Here is a 16598-nt window from a genome sequence, read left to right on the forward strand (position 1 = left end):
CCCTGCGGGCTGCCCCGGAATGACGACCTCAAGCAGGGAAACATCGATGCCTGTTCCGCAGCACGTCTTTGATCCGCCGTTCAACATCATCCGCTGCAGCCACGTCGTGCTCGACGTGACCGACCTCGCCGCCAGCCGCGCGTTCTATGAGGCCACCGTTGGGCTACATGTCGAGGACGCGGACGACAAGACGGTTTATCTGCGCGGCTCCGAAGAGCATCAGCATCACTCGCTGGTGCTGCGCAAGGCGCCTGTAGCAGCCTGCAGCCGGCTCGGCTTCAAAGTCGGCAATGATGCTGACCTCGACAAGGCGGCGGCGTTCTTCTCCGAGCACGGCATCGACTATCGCTTCGTCGACCAGCCGTTCCAGGGCCGCGCCTTGCAGTTCTCCGATCCATTCGGCTTCCAGCTCGAGCTCTATGCGACGATGGACAAGCGCCCGCACCTCTTGCGCCGTTACGACCTCTACAAGGGCTGTCATCCGCAACGGCTCGACCATTTCAATATCTTCGCCGCCGAGCTGCAGGACACCATCGATTTCTATGCACGGCTCGGCTTTCGTCTCACCGAATATGGCGAGGAAGACGGCCCGAACGGACGCATCGCCGCGGCATGGATGCATCGCAAGGGCAATGTGCACGACCTCGCCTTCACCAACGGCAAAGGCCCTCGCCTGCACCATTTCGCCTATTGGGTGCCGACTGCAATGAACGTCCTGCATCTCTGCGACGTGATGGCCTCCAGCGGCTTCCTGAAGAACATGGAACGCGGCCCCGGCCGCCACGGCATTTCCAATGCGTTCTTTCTCTATGTCAGGGATCCCGACGGCCATCGGCTCGAGCTTTACACCAGCGACTATTTCACGGGAGATCACGACCATGAGCCACTGCGTTGGTCGCTGAAGGACCCGCGGCGGCAGACGTTGTGGGGCGCGCCCGCCCCGCGTTCCTGGTTCGAGCAGGGCTCGCCGTTCACCGGACAGACGGTGCGCGAGCCGCTGTTCATTGCCGACGTGACGATTGCGGATTGAGCGAGCCGATGTCTCCGCCTCGTCTGGAGATCGAGGCCGAAGCCGTCGGCGTGTTGCGCAACGCCGTTGTCGACGAAGCATAAGAAGCAGATGGATAGCAAGATGAGTTCAGCCAGCGGCGGCGAAGCGATCGTCAACGGCCTCGTCGCCCACGGCGTCGACACGGTGTTCGGCCTGCCCGGCGCGCAAATCTATGGCCTGTTCGACGCCTTCCATCAGGCGCAGCTCAAGATGATCGGCGCGCGGCACGAGCAGGCCTGCGGCTACATGGCCTTCGGCTATGCGCGTTCGAGCGGCCGCCCGGGCGTGTTCAGCGTGGTGCCCGGCCCCGGCGTGCTCAACGCCAGCGCGGCGCTGCTCACCGCCTTCGGCTGCAACGAGCCGGTGCTCTGCCTCACCGGGCAGGTGCCGACCGCGTTCCTCGGCAAGGGCCGCGGCCATCTGCACGAGATGCCGGACCAGCTCGCGACGCTGCGCACCTTCGTGAAATGGGCCGATCGGATCGAATATCCCGATGCGGCGCCGGCGATGGTGTCGCGCGCATTCCAGGAAATGCTGTCGGGCCGGCGTGGACCGGCGTCGCTCGAGATGCCCTGGGACGTCTTCACCCAGCGTGCCGCAGTCGCGCCATCAAAGCCGTTCGAGCCGTTTCCGTCGCCACTGCCCGACCCTGACCGGATCAAGGCGGCGGCCGCGCTGATCGCGGCGAGCAAGACGCCGATGATCTTCGTCGGCAGCGGCGCGATCGAGGCGGGAGAGGAAATCCTCGAGCTGGCAGAAATGATCGATGCGCCCGTCGTCGCCTTCCGCAGCGGCCGCGGCATCGTCTCCAATGCGCATGAGCTCGGGCTGACCATGGCGGCCGCTTACAAATTGTGGCCGACGACCGATCTGATGATCGGGATCGGCACCCGCATGGAATTGCCGGCCTCAGGATTCCGCTGGCCGTACCAGCCCGACGGCATCAAATCGATCCGCATCGACATCGATCCGGTCGAAATGCGTCGGCTCACGGCTGATGCCGCCATCGTGAGCGACGCCAAAGCCGGCAGCGCCGAGTTGCTGGCGGCCCTACGCAAGACTGGTCTTGGCAAGAGCAGCGGCCGACGCGCGGCAATCCGCGAAGCGACCGCGGCGGCCGCGCGCGAAATCCAGCGCATCCAGCCGCAGATGGCTTACCTGAAGATTCTCCGCGAGGTGCTGCCTTCGAACGCTGTTGTCACCGACGAGCTCTCACAGGTCGGTTTCGCCTCCTGGTATGGCTTTCCCGTCTACGAACCGCGCACCTTCATCACCTCGGGCTATCAGGGCACACTCGGCTCCGGCTTTCCGACCGCGCTCGGCGCCAAAGTCGCCAATCCCGACAAGCCGGTGGTGGCGATCACGGGCGACGGCGGTTTCATGTTCGGTGTGCAAGAGCTTTCCACCGCCGTACAGTGTCGCATCGGCGTGGTGACGCTAGTGTTCAACAACAACTCTTACGGTAATGTGCGGCGCGACCAGCGCGAGCGTTTTGACGGCCGCGTGGTGGCGTCGGACCTCGTCAATCCGGATTTCGTCAAGCTCGCGGAGTCCTTTGGTGCCGGAGCTGCGCGCGTCACCTCGCCCGATCATTTCCGTCCCGCGCTGGAAAAGGCGCTGGCCGACGGCGGGCCCTATGTGATCGCGATCGAGGTGCCGACGGATTCGGAAGTGAGCCCGTGGGCGTTTATTCATCCGGCCAAACCCTGACACTGTCATTCCGGGATGCGCCGAAGGCGCAGGCCCGGAATCCATGGCGCCACCGGGTAACGCGGTGAAATGGATTCCGGGCTCGCGCTACGCGCGCCCCGGAATGACGGGGGAAGCTATCGCGTCTTGCGAAAGGTGAGATTGATCCGCTGCCGACCGAGCACCGCGTGCTCACCGTCGGCGAGCGGCGCGACGCCGTGGAAGAACAATCGCGATGGCCCGCCCCACACCACGACATCCCCATGCGTCAGCCGATACCGAGCCGTCTTGTCGCTGCGCTTTGGCCCACCAAACAGGAAGATCGCGGGAAGGCCAAGCGACACCGAGACGATCGGCGCCGCGAAATCCGTCTCGTCCTTGTCCTGGTGCAGCGACAGTCTTGCGCCTGGTTCGTAACGATTGACCAGGCAGGCATCCGGCGCAAAACCGCCAAAGCCGCCTTCCGCCGCCGCCTCGCGCGCCAGGCGCACGAGCACCGGCGGCATTGCGGGCCACTGCTTTCCGGATTCCGGATCAATGCTGTCGTAACGATAGCCGCTGCGATCGGTGACCCAGCCGACCGCGCCGCAATTGGTCATCGCCACCGACATCTGATAACCGCCGGGCGTAAACATGCGCCGAAACGGCGCCTGCGCGAGGATCTCGCGCAACGCCGGGATCAGCTCGGCTTCGACGGCATGCGCAAATCCGCGCACGATCATCGCGCCTTCCGCGATCACCTCCCGCGCCGGACGCTCGGCAACGCTATCGAATAAATCAGCGGTCAAACCACAACACTCGCGTTGGTCCCGAGGTGGTGGCGGATCCGCGCACAATCAACCACCCGATTTCCGATATTGCGGCGTCATTGCGAGCGCAGCAAAGCAATCCATCTCTCCGCCCGCTGCGGCATGGATTGCTTCGCTGCGCTCGCAATGACGATGGGGCGACTATCTACCCCCGCACCGGCAGCGTCACCACGTCATAGGCGTGGCGGATCGTTCGCTTCAGCACCGGATCCTCCAGCTCGAACTCGAACCGGCTCGCCGGGCGGATGCCGCCCTTGGCGGCGAAAGTGCCGCCGAACATGGCGCAGCCGTCGGGCAGGCCTTTGTCGCCGAAGCCGCGCGCGATCAGTTCCTTCACCGGCAGCATGCCGTCGAGCGTGCCTTCCTGGTAGAGCACGCGCTCGCCATCGATCCAGGCCCAGGAGCGCAGGATCATCTGGTCCCAGTGGTCGATGACGTCTTCGAGCTCCCAGAGTTCGGAGCCGATCGGCTTGTCGCACATCTGTTTTGAGACGGTGACGCTGTAGCTCTCGACTTTGCGGTCGGTGTGATCGGAGCCGCAGCCGACGAAGATGCGGCCCTGCCAGCCGATCAGCACGAACTCGACCTCGCCGCTGGAATCTTCGCCGCAGACTTCGATCGTGTCCTCGGTGGTCAGCCGCCGCGCTGAGCAGCGGTAATAGATCGGCGTCGTGGCCGGCCTTGCAATTCCGATCGCTTCAAGCTCGGCGATATGCTTGTCGCGCGCCACCGGATCGCGGCCGGTCCAGCCGGCGATCAGCCTGGTCGATGGCGAGCGTCAGTGGCGTCGCCATGCCCTTGTCGTCGAGGGTGAAAGCGAGGTCATACACGGATGATGGTCTCCATTGCGGCCGCGATCTCGAAGATGCGGCGATCCGATCCGCCTGCGGCGGCGACCATCAGACCTACCGGCACATCATCTTCACGATGGGCCGGCAGCGAGATGGCGCAGCCGTCGAGCACGTTGATCAACGTGCAGTTACGCAACGCGCGCAGATTCTCCGCGGTGAACGCCTTGTCGTCATCGAGGTCGGCGATCTTCGGCGGCGCATTGGCCGTGGTCGGCAGCAGCAGCGCATCATAGGGCGCGATGCGCTTCTCGGTGCGTGCGATGAAGGATTTTCGCGCATTGAGCAGATCGATGTAGTCGGCGGCCAGATATCCCTCGCCGCGCATGATGCGCGTGGCGACGCGGGGGTCATAGATGTCGCCCTTGCTGGCGAGCAGATAGCGATGCCAGGCATAACTCTCGGAAGCCGCGAAGCCGCCCTTGGCGTTCATGATGCCGACATCGAGGAATTCCGGCACCTCGATCTTCTCGATCAGCGCGCCCGCCTTCGACAGCGCCGACAGCGCACTGTCGAACGTTTTTGCCACGGCATCATCGAGGTCATCGAGGGCAACCGTGGTCGGCACCGCGAACCGCAGACCTTTCACCGGCCGCGGCTGCAGCGGCGTCACCGGCTCGCTCGCGAGCACGGTGTCGAGCGTTGCGCAGCAGGCGACGGAATTGGCGAGCGGCCCGTAGCTGTCGAGCGAGAACGACAGCGGCACACCGCCATCGAGCGGGATACGCCGCTGCGTCGGCTTGTAGCCAACGATGCCGTTGAAGGCCGCAGGGATCCGGCAGGAGCCGCCGGTATCGGTGCCAAGCGCGGCAAAGGCCATGCCGTCGGCGATCGAGACCGCCGCACCCGACGACGAGCCGCCGGGCACATGGCCGACACTGCGGTTGTAAGCGCTCTTCGGTGTGCCGTAATGCGGATTGATGCCGATGCCGGAATAGGCAAATTCGGTCATGTTGGTGCGGCCGATCACGACAAAGCCGGCCGCGCGAAGCCGCGCCACCACCGGCGCGTCGGCTTCCGCCGGCGCGGAATCCTCCAGCGCGCGGGAGCCGGCGCGGGTCACCTGCCCCTTGATGTCGAAGAGGTCCTTGATCGAGACGGGAATGCCGGCAAAGGGCGACGGCGCCGCATGCGCCTTGCGCAGGCGGTCCATCGCATCGGCAGCCTCGAGCGCGGCCTCCTTGTCGACGTGGATGAAGGCGCGCTGCCCCTCGCCCGCGGGATCGGCGATCTTGGCGAGGCACTGCTCAACCAGTTGGCGGGCCGTGAGGCGGCCGCTCTCGAGGTCTGCGGCGAGTGAGGCAAGGGTCGGATTGTCAGGCATGGCTTTCGATTTCAGGTCTCTTCTGGCGTCGAACGTTGTTTGAGGCGCGGCGCGGCGGATTTGCCGCGTGGCGGACTATTGCCTGAGACAGGCTGGCATACAAGCGCGCTGTCGTCTTCGGAATACCGCCATGCGATTGCAAACGCTGGACCGTTGACGACGGATAGTCAATTGTCGCATCACGTTTTTGAACGAGGCCTGACGGCCTGATCCAGGGAGGATGCCGAATGGCCGAAGCTGCACGCGCAAAACCGAAACCGACGCCGGAAACCCAGCATTTCTGGGATGGCACGCAGGTCGGCGAATTGCGCCTGCAGCGCTGCGACGCCTGCTCGCATGTCTACTTCCCGCCGCGCCCGTTCTGCCCGTCCTGCGCCTCGCGCAAGGTCAGCATGTTCAAGGCGAGCGGCAAAGGCACACTCTACAGCTACGTCATCAACCACCGTCCCGCCGCGCCCGGCTTCACGCCGCCTTACGCCATTGCGGTGGTCGAACTCGACGAGGGTCCGCGCATGATGAGCAACATCATCGACTGCCCGCAGACGCCGGAAGCGCTCGAGCTCGACATGAAGCTGGAGGTCGCGTTCGAGAAGCTCGACGACAAGATCACGCTTCCTTTGTTCCGTCCGGCGAAGGGTTAAAGAGATGCGCAGGAACCAGGTTGCCGTCGTCGGCGCGGCCGAGACCACCGAGCTCGGCGTCATCCCCAATATGTCGCAGCTCCAGTTGCACGCGGATGCGGCGCTCAATGCCATCGCCGATGCGGGGCTGAAGCTCTCCGACATCGACGGTTTCGCCACCGCGGTCGAGACGCCACAGCAGGTCTGCCACTATCTCGGCATCAAGCCGACCTGGGTCGACGGCACCTCGGTCGGCGGCTGCTCGTTCATGCTGCATGTCCGCCATGCCGCGGCCGCGATCGAGGCCGGCCTGTGCAAGACCGTGCTGATCACGCACGCCGAGAGCGGCAAGTCGATGATCGGCAAGCAGCCGCGCTCCACGCCGCCGGACAGCCTCAACGGCCAGTTCGAGGCGCCGTTCGGCGTGTACGGGCCGCCGAGCATGTTCCCGATCCCGGTACTGCGCTTCATGAAGACCTACGGCATCACCCATGAGCAGATCGCCATGGTCGCCGTCGTGCAGCGCGAATGGGCCGCGAAGAATCCGCGCGCGACCATGAAGGACCCGATCACGGTTGCCGACGTCCTGAACTCGCGGATGATCGCCTATCCGTTCCGCCTCCTGCAGTGCTGCCTCGTCACAGATGGCGGCGGCGCGCTCATCCTGACATCAGCCGATCGGGCCAAGGATTTCCCGCAGAAGCCGGTCTACATCCTCGGCACCGGCGAGAGCGTGGAAACGCCGATGGTCAGCCAGATGGAGACCTTCAACTCCTCGCGCGCCTTCAAGGTCGCAGGCCCCCTCGCCTTCAAGGAGGCCGGCATCACCCACAAGGACGTCGACCATCTCATGATCTACGACGCCTTTGCGCACCTGCCGCTCTTTGGCCTCGGCGATCTCGGCTTCATGCCGCACGAGGAGACCGGCAAGTTCATCGCGGACGGCAACACGCGCCCCGGCGGCAAGCTGCCGCTCAACACCAATGGCGGCGGCCTCTCCTACATGCATTCGGGCATGTACGGCATGTACGCGCTCCAGGAGAGCGTGCGCCAGATGCGCGGGATTGCGCCGGCGCAGGTCAAGGACGCGAAGATCTCGGTCTGCCATGGCGTCGGCGGCATGTTCGCGGCATCAGGCACGATCATCTTCACGAACGAGAAGTAACAGCCCGTCATTCCGGGATGCGCCGATAGGCGCAGGCCCGGAATCCATCGCGCGGCAAAATGGATTCCGGGTTCGCGCTTCGCGCGCCCCGGAATGACGGCTTGAAGCGAAACAGAGAGCGGAGAACCCACATGACAAAATCACTGCAGGACAAGGTCATCATCGTCACCGGCGCGGGCCGGGGCATCGGGCGCGAGATCGCGCTGCTCTGCGCCGCTGAAGGCGCCAAGGTCGTGGTCAACGATCCCGGCGGCACGTCCGACGGCGCGGGATCGAGCGCCGCCCCAGCCGAGGAGGTGGTCGAGGAAATCAAGAAGCGCGGTGGCACCGCGGTCGCCAATTTCGAGTCGGTTGCGGAAGCGATCCCGGCCAGCAAGATCGTGAAGACCGCGACCGATCATTTCGGCCGGCTCGACGGCGTCGTCAACAATGCCGGCATCCTGCGCGACATGATCTTCCACCGCATGAGCGTGGAAGCGTTCGAGGCCGTCATCAAGGTCCATCTGATGGGCTCTTTCTACGTCAGCCACGCCGCGGCGCGGCTGTTCCGCGAGCAGGAGAGCGGCTCCTTCGTGCACTTCACCTCGACCTCGGGCCTGATCGGCAATTTTGGCCAGGCCAACTACGCCGCCGCCAAGCTCGGTATCGTCGGCCTGTCGAAGTCGATCGCGCTCGACATGAGCCGCTTCAACGTGCGCTCCAACTGCGTCTCCCCGTTCGCCTGGACCCGCATGATCGGCACCATTCCAACCGAGACCGACGCCGAGAAGGCGCGCGTGGAGAGGATGAAGCAGATGGGGCCGGAGAAGGTCGCACCGGTCTGCGCCTATTTGCTCAGCGACGCCGCCAAGGAGGTCACCGGGCAGATCTTTGCGGTCCGCATGAACGAGATCTTCCTGATGGGCCAGTCGCGGCCGCTGCGCTCGGTGCACCGCGGCGAAGGCTGGACGCCGCAGACCATCGCCGAACACGGCATGCCGGCGCTCAAGGGCTCGTTCTACGAGCTCGACCGCTCCGCCGACATCTTCGGCTGGGACCCGATCTGAAGCTTGGGTAAGACGCAGGGTGGGCAAAGCGAAGCGTGCCCACCATTCCGAGCACGCCGTTAGATGGTGGGCACGCTTCGCTTTGCCCACCCCTACCGGCTGCCGCCTACGCTGATACTTTCATGACAACGTCGTCCCGGCTCGCTGCCGGGACGACGCCTATCTCTGGTTGATCCATCACGGCTGCCCGCATTATGCCGGATTGCGGGCGCATGAGTTCCTACCCAACAACAGAAAAGCCTGGGAGGACATCATGAACAATCCAAACAATTCACCCAACCTGCAGGACGGCGGCTCGATCGGGCTCGACCGCCGGACGCTTTTGCGCAGTGCAACGGCGATTGCTGCAACTGCGGCGGTGGCGCCGGAAGCCTTCGCCCGCGATTTCGGTCGCAATGCGGAGCCGCAGCGCTATCCCGACCCTGATATCGTCGTGATCGATCCGAAGCGCTTCAAAGCCAAGGTCGGCAACACCGCGATCAAGCGTCTCTATACGGGCTGCCTGTGGGCCGAGGGGCCCGCCTGGAACGCGCAGGGGCAATATCTGGTCTGGAGCGACATCCCCGCCAACCGGCAGCTTCGCTATCTCGACGACGACGGCCACATCTCCGAGCAATTCCGCAAACCGTCGAACGAGGCCAACGGCAACTCCTTCGATTTCGAGGGACGGCAGATTTCGGCCGAACGCACGCGGCTGGTGCGTTTCGAGCACAACGGCACGGTGACGGTGCTGGCCCAGGAAGCCAACGGCAAGCCGCTGAACGGGCCGAACGACATGGTGGCTCACCCCAACGACAAGTCGATCTGGTTCACCGATCCCGGCTATGGCGCGATCTCGATCTACGAGGGGCAGCGCGCCAACACCAATTCGGTGCAGCCCTACCAGAAGGAGGCGGTGTACCGGGTCGACGGCCAGTCCGGTCAGATCACCAAGGTTGCCGACGAGCCGTTCAAGCCGAACGGCATCGCCTTCAGCCATGACTACAAGAAGCTCTATGTCTGCGATACCGGCATCACGCACTATCCGAATGCCAACAACGTGGTCTGGAGCTACGACATCAATGGCGACAAGCTGTCCAATCCGAAGCAATTGATCGACATGAAGCTCGACGGCAAGTCAGGCTTCCCCGACGGCCTGCGGGTCGACATCGACGGCAACATCTGGGTCGGCGCCGGCTGGGTCGGTCCGGGCTATGACGGTGTGCAGGTGTTCGCGCCCGACGGCACTCGCATCGGCCAGATCCTGCTGCCGGAGACCTGCGCCAACGTCTGCTTCGGCGGCAAGAAGCGCAACCGCCTGTTCATGACCGCGAGCCAGTCGCTCTATGCGGTCTATGTGGAGACGCAAGGCGCGCATAACTGCTGACGCAGTCGGCGAATAGGGAGTGGCGAATAGCGAATAGGAGACGTCTATTCGCTACTCGCCATTCGCTATTCGCCCTTCCCTACCCGCTATTCCTCAACCCCGCGGATATCCCGTTGATCGTGAGCTGGATGCCGCGCAGCACCTGCTCGTCCGGGTTCTGCGCGCGATGCTCCTTCAACAGCTCCACCTGTACGTGGTTGAGCGGGTCGAGATAGGGGAAGCGGTTGCGGATCGAGCGTTCGAGCAGCGGGTTGCCCTGCAACAGCCGCTCATGGCCCATGATGTCCAGCAGCGTCTCGATCGAGAGATGCCATTCGCGGCGGATGCGGCCGAAAATCTTCTCACGCAATTCGGCATCCGGCACCAGTTCGGCGTAGCGCGAGGCGATCGCGATCGAGCTCTTTGCCAGCACCATGTCCATGTTGGAGAGCAGCGTGCGAAAGAACGGCCACTCCCGGTAGAGCTCCTGCAGGAACGGCATGCCCTGCTCCGGATGCTCCGCGATCCAGGCCTCAACCGCGCTGCCGAAGCCATACCAGCCCGGCAGCATCAGCCGGCACTGGGCCCAGGAGAACACCCAGGGAATGGCGCGGAGGTCCTCGATCTCGCGGGTCTTCTTGCGCGACGCCGGTCGGCTGCCGATGTTGAGCGTCGCGATCTCGTTGATGACCGTCGAGCCCCAAAAATAATTGGCAAAGCCATCGGTCTCGTAGACCAGACCGCGGTAGGCCTTGAAGGCAAGCGCCGAAAGCTGCTCCATCGCCTTCAGATATTCGGCGCGCGGCGCGCTTTGCCTGGGCTGCAGCAGGCTGGTCTCGAGCGTCGCGGCGGCAAGGATCTCCAGATTGTTGCGGCCGACTTCGGCGTTGGAATATTTGCTCGATATGATCTCGCCCTGCTCGGTGATCCTGATCTGGCCGTTCACGGCGCCGCCGGGCTGGGCGATGATGGCGTCATAGCTCGGGCCGCCGCCGCGGCCGACCGAGCCGCCGCGGCCATGGAACAGGCGCAGGCGCACGTGATGGCGCTCAAATACCTCGACGAGGCCGATTTCCGCCTTGTAGAGCTCCCAGCCGGAAGTGACGAACCCGCCGTCCTTGTTGCTGTCGGAATAGCCGAGCATCACCTCCTGCACGCCGCCGCGGCTGTCCACCAATCGGCGATAATCGTGCAGCGCCAGCATGCGGTCCATGATGCCGCTGGAGGCCTGCAGATCCTCGATGGTCTCGAACAGCGGCACGATGTTGATGGCGCTGCGGCCGGAGGGGTTGATGAGCCCGACCTCCTTCAGCAGCACGGCGACCTCAAGCATGTCGGACATGCCTTTGCACATCGAGATGATGCATTGGGAAATCGCCTCCGAGCCGAAGGTCGCATGCGCTTCGGCGGCTGCCCGGAACACGGCGAGCTCGCCGTGCGTCTCCTCGCTGTATTTCACGAAGGGCGACGACAGCGGACGCGCGCTGCGAAGCTCGCCGAGCAACAGGTTGATGCGGGCGTCCTCGCTGAGCGCCATGTAGGACATGCCGGGGATCGCGGTATCGAGCAGTTCGGCGACGGTGCGCTCATGCACCGCGGAGTTTTGCCTGATGTCGAGGCGGGCGAGATGGAAACCGAAGCAATCCACCGCGCGCCGCAGCAGCCGCAAGCGTCCGCGCGCGATGACGGCGGAGTTGTTTGCGATCAGCGAACGGTCGAGCACGTCGAGATCGGCCTTGATCTCGTTGACGTTTGTATAGGGCTCGGCCCTGCCGACCGGCCGGCGCGTGATCTCGACCTGCAGCTTCTCGGCGGTCGCGGTCAGCCGGGCGTAGATGCCGGATACCGCGAGCCGATACGGCTCGCCGCTCCGGTGCGGCGAAGGATCGGGCGAGCGCTCGGCGAGCACACGCAGTTCGTCAGAAACATCGGCGAGGTTCTTGGCCAACGACAATTCGGCGCCGAGTACGTGCAGCTCTTCCAGATAGAAGCTCAATATCCGGCTCGACTGCAGCCGCAGCGTGCCGCGCATGACGTCGGCGGTGACGAACGGGTTGCCGTCGCGGTCGCCGCCGATCCAGCTTCCCATCCTCAGGAAGGATGCGAGTTCGCCGGGCTCGCCGCCTTCCTTGTTGAGCCGGTCCTCCAGCGCGCAATGCAGCCGCGGCACCTCGTGGAGGAACGTGTAGTCGTAGAACGACAATCCGTTGGTGACCTCGTCCAGCACCGTAAGCTTGGTCCGGCGCAACAGATTGGTCTGCCATAGCGTCACCACGGCGCGGCGAAGCTGCTCGTCGCTGGCCTCGCTCTCTTCCGGCGTCATCTGCAACCGCTCGCGCCGGTCGAGCAGGCGTGCAACTTCCATCTCGCGGTCCATCGTGCTCTTGCGCCGGACCTCGGTCGGATGAGCGGTCAGAACGGGGCTGACCAGGGCACCCTTGAAGAAGCGGCGCAAATCGTCCGGGCTGAAGCCGGCCCGCTGCGCATGGTCCACGGCCTGCGCCAGCAGGCTCGGACGCGGCGCGGCTGCTCCCCGCCCCCGCATCTGGCGAATGTTGTTCTGGTCCTCGGCGATGTTGGCGAGGTGGGAGAAATAGCTGAAGGCGCGGACGATCCGCACCGTTTCCGAGATCGACATGCTGTCGAGGATGGTTTCCAGTTCCCCCCGCGCCTGCCGGTCTTCATCCCGATGGAACCGGATCGAGGTCTGCCGGATGCGTTCGACCAGGTCGAAGACATTGGCGCCCTCCTGGTCGCGCACGGTGTCGCCAAGGACGCGCCCGAGCAGGCGGATGTCATTGCGCAGTCGCGCATCCTCCTCGATCGCCTGGCTGTCCTCAGCGCGATTGGCGCGGACATCGGTCTCGGAAGACGTGGTCTGGGGAGACATTGGCTGATCGCTCCAGCAACTGCCCGGCAGGTGCGGAGTGTGCAACTTTTTTGCCGCAGCGCAAGACGAAGTTGGGGGCGGCGCACACGAGATGTTGCGCCGCCCGCCCCATCTCCATCCTCATCCTGAGGAGCCGCGTAAGCGGCGTCTCGAAGGATGGGCCGCGGGTACGATCGTGGCCTCATGGTTCCAGACGGCGCTGCGCGCCTCCTCACCATGAGGGTCGGGAGGGTCAAGCCCGGGACGACGGAAAGTCAAATCCTCCTGCCTGCCTGTTCCCAATAGGGATCGCGGAGGCGGCGCTTGAAGATCTTTCCGGAATCCTCGCGCGGCAGGTTGGTCGCGATTTCGATGTGCTTGGGCACCTTGTAATCGGCGAGCGACGCCTTGAGCTGGGCGCGGACCGAGGCGACGTCCAGCTTGGCCCCCTGTTTGCGGCTCGACCACCGCCATCAGCGCCTCGCCGAATTCGGCATCGGGGATGCCGAACACCGCGCAATCATGCACGCCGGGAACGGCATGCAGCACCGCCTCGATCTCTGCCGGATAGATGTTGACCCCGCCCGAGATCACCATGTCGCGCTTGCGGTCGCAGATGAAGACGTAACCGTCCTCGTCGATATAGCCGACGTCGCCTGATGTGACGAACCCGTCGCGGTCGATCTCGACGCGCTTGTCCGGCTTGTTGTGGTAGGTGAAGTCCGGATTGCCCGCGATGCGCGAATAGATCTCGCCGATCTCGCCCGGCGGCAGCACCTTTCCGTCCTCGCCGATGAAGCGCAGCTCGGCACCGGGCGAGATCTTGCCGACGGTGCCGGGCTTGTTCAGCGCGTCCTCGGAATTCGCGAATGTCACCGCACCTGATTCGGTCGAGCCGTAGAACTCATAGATCACCGGCCCCCACCACTCGATCATCGCGCGCTTGATATCGGCCGGACAGGGCGCCGCGGCATGGATGACATGGCGCAGCGAGGATACGTCATATTTCCTGCGCACCTTCTCGGGCAGCTTCATCAGGCGGATGAACATGGTCGGCACCATGAAGACGGTGTCGACCCGCTGCTCCTCGACCAGAGCCAGGAAATCTTCCGCATCGAAGCGCGGCATCATCAGCAGCGCGCCGCCGAGCCGACCGGAACGGAGGCCGAAGGAATTCGGCGCGGAATGATAGAGCGGACCCGGCAGCAGCGCGCGGACGCCAGGCCTGAGGCCATAGATCATGGCGCGCATCGCTTCCGCATTGGCCGCCTGCTCCGGTGTCGGCGCGAAGCGGCGCACGCCCTTGGGATGGCCTGTCGTGCCCGAGGTGTAGATCATGTTCTGCGGCTGCGGCACCACCGGGCCGTCATAGCGCGGGTGCTTCGCGAGCCAGGGCTCGAAATCAATAGCGAAATCCGGCACGCCGAGATGATCGGGATTGATCTTGTAATTCGCCAGGATTTCCGGCGGCGTCGGCACGCTCAGCACGGTGACGCCGGCAGGGATAGCATCCCGCAGCGGATGCAGCATATCGGCATGCGCGATCAGCACCTTCGTGCCGGAATCCGTCAGCACGTAATTGATCTCTTCCGGCTTGAAATGCCAGTTGATCGGCACGCCATAGGCTCCGAGCCGCATTGCGGCATAGGCGGCCTCGATGAAGGCGATGTCGTTGCGCATCAACATGCACACGCTGTTGCCCTCGCGGACGCCGAGCTTCCGCAAGCCGCTGGCGATGCGCTCAGTGCGCTCGGCGACTTCCTGATGCGTGCGCCTATGATCGCCGCTGATGATGCCGAGGAAGAGTTGGGAGGTTTCGCTCATTGTTATTGTTCTTTGCTGCGTGCTTGTGTCGACTTGCTCCGACGATGACCCCTCATGGTGAGGAGGCGCGCAGCGCCGTCTCGAACCATGAGGCCCCGGATGTCCCACCCGCGGCCCATCCCTCGAGACGCCGCTTGCGCGGCTCCTCGGGATGAGGGCGGTGCGTGGCGGCTCACGCATCCACAAAGCGCGGCGGGCGCTTGTCGATGTTGGCCCGGACCGCTTCCGTCTGGTTCGGGCTGCCCAACAGCTTCTGCTGCTCGACGGACTCGGCGAGTAGCGCAGGACCCGGATCGACCGACAGTTTGTTCAGCAGGCGCTTGGCCGCGCGGACCGCATCCGGGCTCTTGCCGGCGATCTCACGCGCGACATCGAAGGCCGCGGCGCGCGGATCGTCGCACACCCGGGTCGCAAGTCCATAGCTCAGCGCCTCCTGGGCCGAGAAGATGCGCCCCGTATAGGTGAGCTCGCGCAAGATGTCGTCGCGCACCAGCGTGGCGAGGATCGGCGTGCCCGCCATGTCGGGCACCAGGCCCCATTTGATCTCCATGATCGACATCCGCGCATCAGCGCTGAGGAACCGCATGTCGGCGCCGAGCGCGAGCTGGAAGCCGCCGCCGAAGGCTACGCCGTGAACCGCGGCGATGACCGGCACCGGGAGCTGCCGCCAGCCCCACACCGCCTGTTGCGGGAAATTGGCCTCGCCGTGGGTCCGGACGGTCAGGTCGCGCGTTTCGCCGCCGGCGATCCCGTTGCCGCCCTTCTCCTTCATCGCGGCGAAACGTCCCATGTCGAGGCCGGCGCAGAACGCCCGCCCCTCCCCGGACAATACTACCACCCGGACGCCTTTTTCGGTCGAAAGGCGCTCGGTCGCGGCCACCAGCGCCTCGAACATCGGGGCATCCAGCGCATTCATCTTGTCCGCGCGCACCAGCCGGACATCGGCGATCCCGTCGGAAACCGAGATCGTGACGCGTTGCTCCATGGAATTGTCCTCCGCTGTTCTTGATGGCGCTTTACAGAAGGGCCGTTGCCGGTTTTAGTCAATCGACCAATTGACTGACAATCCCCTTTGGGTGGAAACCATGTTCACAGATCAGCTTCTCGCCGGACGGCGTATCCTCGTGACCGGGGGTGGTACCGGTCTCGGCAAGTCCATGGCCGCCAAATTCCTGCAGTTGGGGGCCGAAGTGCATATCTGCGGCCGCCGCAAGATCGTCTGCGACGAGACCGCGACCGAGTTGATGGACCAGTATGGCGGGCGCGTGGTCAGCCACGGCGTCGATATCCGCAATGCACTGGCCGTCGACGAGATGGTCGAGGCGATCTGGACGACCAGCGGCCCCCTCACCGACCTCATCAACAACGCCGCCGGCAATTTCATCTCGCGCTCCGAAGAGCTCTCGCCGCGCGGCTTCGATGCGGTCGCCAATATCGTGATGCACGGCACGTTCTACGTCACCCATGCGGTCGGGCGACGCTGGATCGCCGGCAAGCAGCGCGGCAATGTGGTGTCGATCAGCGTCACTTGGGTGCGCAACGGCTCGCCCTATGTGGTGCCGTCGGCGATGAGCAAGTCTGCGATCCACGCCATGACCATGTCGCTTGCGATCGAATGGGGCAAACACGGCATCCGCCTCAACACCATCGCGCCCGGCGAGATCCCGACCGAAGGCATGAGCAAGCGCATCAAGCCGGGCGACGAAGCCGGCGCGCGGACCAAAGCGATGAACCCGATGGGCCGCGTCGGCACCATGGAGGAATTGCAGAACCTCGCCGTGTTCCTGATCTCCGGCGGCTGCGACTGGATCAACGGCGAGACCATCGCAATGGACGGCGCCCAGGCGCTCGCCATGGGCGGCAATTTCTATCAGCTCCGCGAATGGAGCGACGACGACTGGACCACGGCGCGCGACTCGATCAAGGCGCAGAACGAGAAGGATCGCGCGGCGCGGGGGTGACCCGCGCGGTGGCCGTCGTCCCCGGGCAAGCGAAGCGCGACCCGGGA

Annotated in this window: 11 protein-coding genes and 2 pseudogenes; 7 read left to right on the plus strand and 6 right to left on the minus strand. The window is 64.6% G+C overall.

Translation table 11 applies throughout. The features are described from left to right. The first annotated feature begins 46 nt into the window (after nt 1–46). Both hpaD and CWO89_RS02785 read left to right on the plus strand, forming a co-directional pair. Nucleotides 47–1030 carry a 3,4-dihydroxyphenylacetate 2,3-dioxygenase gene (gene hpaD / locus CWO89_RS02780; protein WP_130577145.1) on the plus strand — a complete coding sequence of 328 codons (984 nt, stop codon included), beginning with the start codon at nt 47–49 and terminating at the stop codon, nt 1028–1030. A gap of 102 nt (nt 1031–1132) precedes the next feature. Beyond that, on the plus strand, nt 1133–2761 hold the full coding sequence (locus CWO89_RS02785) for a thiamine pyrophosphate-dependent enzyme (protein WP_130577146.1): 1629 nt from the start codon (nt 1133–1135) through the stop codon (nt 2759–2761). A gap of 116 nt (nt 2762–2877) precedes the next feature. Here CWO89_RS02785 and alkB read toward each other — a convergent pair whose 3' ends face one another. From alkB to CWO89_RS02800, 3 genes and pseudogenes are all read right to left on the minus strand, one after another. Then, nucleotides 2878–3528, minus strand: coding sequence for a DNA oxidative demethylase AlkB (gene alkB, locus CWO89_RS02790; RefSeq protein ID WP_130577147.1), 651 nt, complete (start codon nt 3526–3528; stop codon nt 2878–2880). A 166-nt stretch (nt 3529–3694) separates the two neighbouring features. Then, nucleotides 3695–4379: pseudogene (locus CWO89_RS02795) on the minus strand (DUF2848 domain-containing protein). Further along, on the minus strand, nt 4372–5721 hold the full coding sequence (locus CWO89_RS02800; RefSeq protein WP_130577148.1) for an amidase: 1350 nt from the start codon (nt 5719–5721) through the stop codon (nt 4372–4374). The pseudogene CWO89_RS02795 and the gene CWO89_RS02800 overlap by 8 nt, the downstream one beginning before the upstream one ends. 227 nt (nt 5722–5948) lie before the next feature. On the opposite strand from CWO89_RS02800, the gene CWO89_RS02805 reads away from it, so the two are divergent. From CWO89_RS02805 to CWO89_RS02820, 4 genes are all read left to right on the plus strand, one after another. Next, nucleotides 5949–6362 carry a Zn-ribbon domain-containing OB-fold protein gene (locus tag CWO89_RS02805; protein WP_130577149.1) on the plus strand — a complete coding sequence of 138 codons (414 nt, stop codon included), beginning with the start codon at nt 5949–5951 and terminating at the stop codon, nt 6360–6362. Nucleotides 6363–6366: 4 nt separating this feature from the next. Beyond that, a complete protein-coding gene (locus tag CWO89_RS02810) occupies nt 6367–7506 on the plus strand; it encodes a thiolase C-terminal domain-containing protein (protein WP_130577150.1) in 1140 nt (379 codons plus the stop codon). A 131-nt stretch (nt 7507–7637) separates the two neighbouring features. Continuing rightward, on the plus strand, nt 7638–8552 hold the full coding sequence (locus CWO89_RS02815; RefSeq protein WP_130577151.1) for an SDR family oxidoreductase: 915 nt from the start codon (nt 7638–7640) through the stop codon (nt 8550–8552). Between the two features lie 253 nt (nt 8553–8805). Further along, nucleotides 8806–9918, plus strand: coding sequence for an SMP-30/gluconolactonase/LRE family protein (locus CWO89_RS02820; RefSeq protein ID WP_130577152.1), 1113 nt, complete (start codon nt 8806–8808; stop codon nt 9916–9918). Nucleotides 9919–9997: 79 nt separating this feature from the next. Here CWO89_RS02820 and ppc read toward each other — a convergent pair whose 3' ends face one another. The 3 genes and pseudogenes from ppc to CWO89_RS02835 form a co-directional block, all read right to left on the minus strand. Then, nucleotides 9998–12787, minus strand: a complete 2790-nt coding sequence (ppc, locus tag CWO89_RS02825; RefSeq protein WP_130577153.1) for a phosphoenolpyruvate carboxylase — start codon at nt 12785–12787, stop codon at nt 9998–10000. Nucleotides 12788–13041: 254 nt separating this feature from the next. Beyond that, nucleotides 13042–14590, minus strand: a pseudogene (locus tag CWO89_RS02830) (acyl-CoA synthetase). 172 nt (nt 14591–14762) lie between these two features. Further along, on the minus strand, nt 14763–15575 hold the full coding sequence (locus CWO89_RS02835; RefSeq protein WP_130577154.1) for a crotonase/enoyl-CoA hydratase family protein: 813 nt from the start codon (nt 15573–15575) through the stop codon (nt 14763–14765). A gap of 100 nt (nt 15576–15675) precedes the next feature. Here CWO89_RS02835 and CWO89_RS02840 point away from each other — a divergent pair, with 100 nt between their 5' ends. Then, nucleotides 15676–16551, plus strand: coding sequence for an SDR family oxidoreductase (locus CWO89_RS02840; protein ID WP_130577155.1), 876 nt, complete (start codon nt 15676–15678; stop codon nt 16549–16551). Nucleotides 16552–16598 lie beyond the last annotated feature (47 nt).

The sequence above is a fragment of the Bradyrhizobium sp. Leo170 genome (assembly GCF_004296405.1).
In the GTDB taxonomy this organism is placed as follows: Bacteria; Pseudomonadota; Alphaproteobacteria; order Rhizobiales; family Xanthobacteraceae; genus Bradyrhizobium.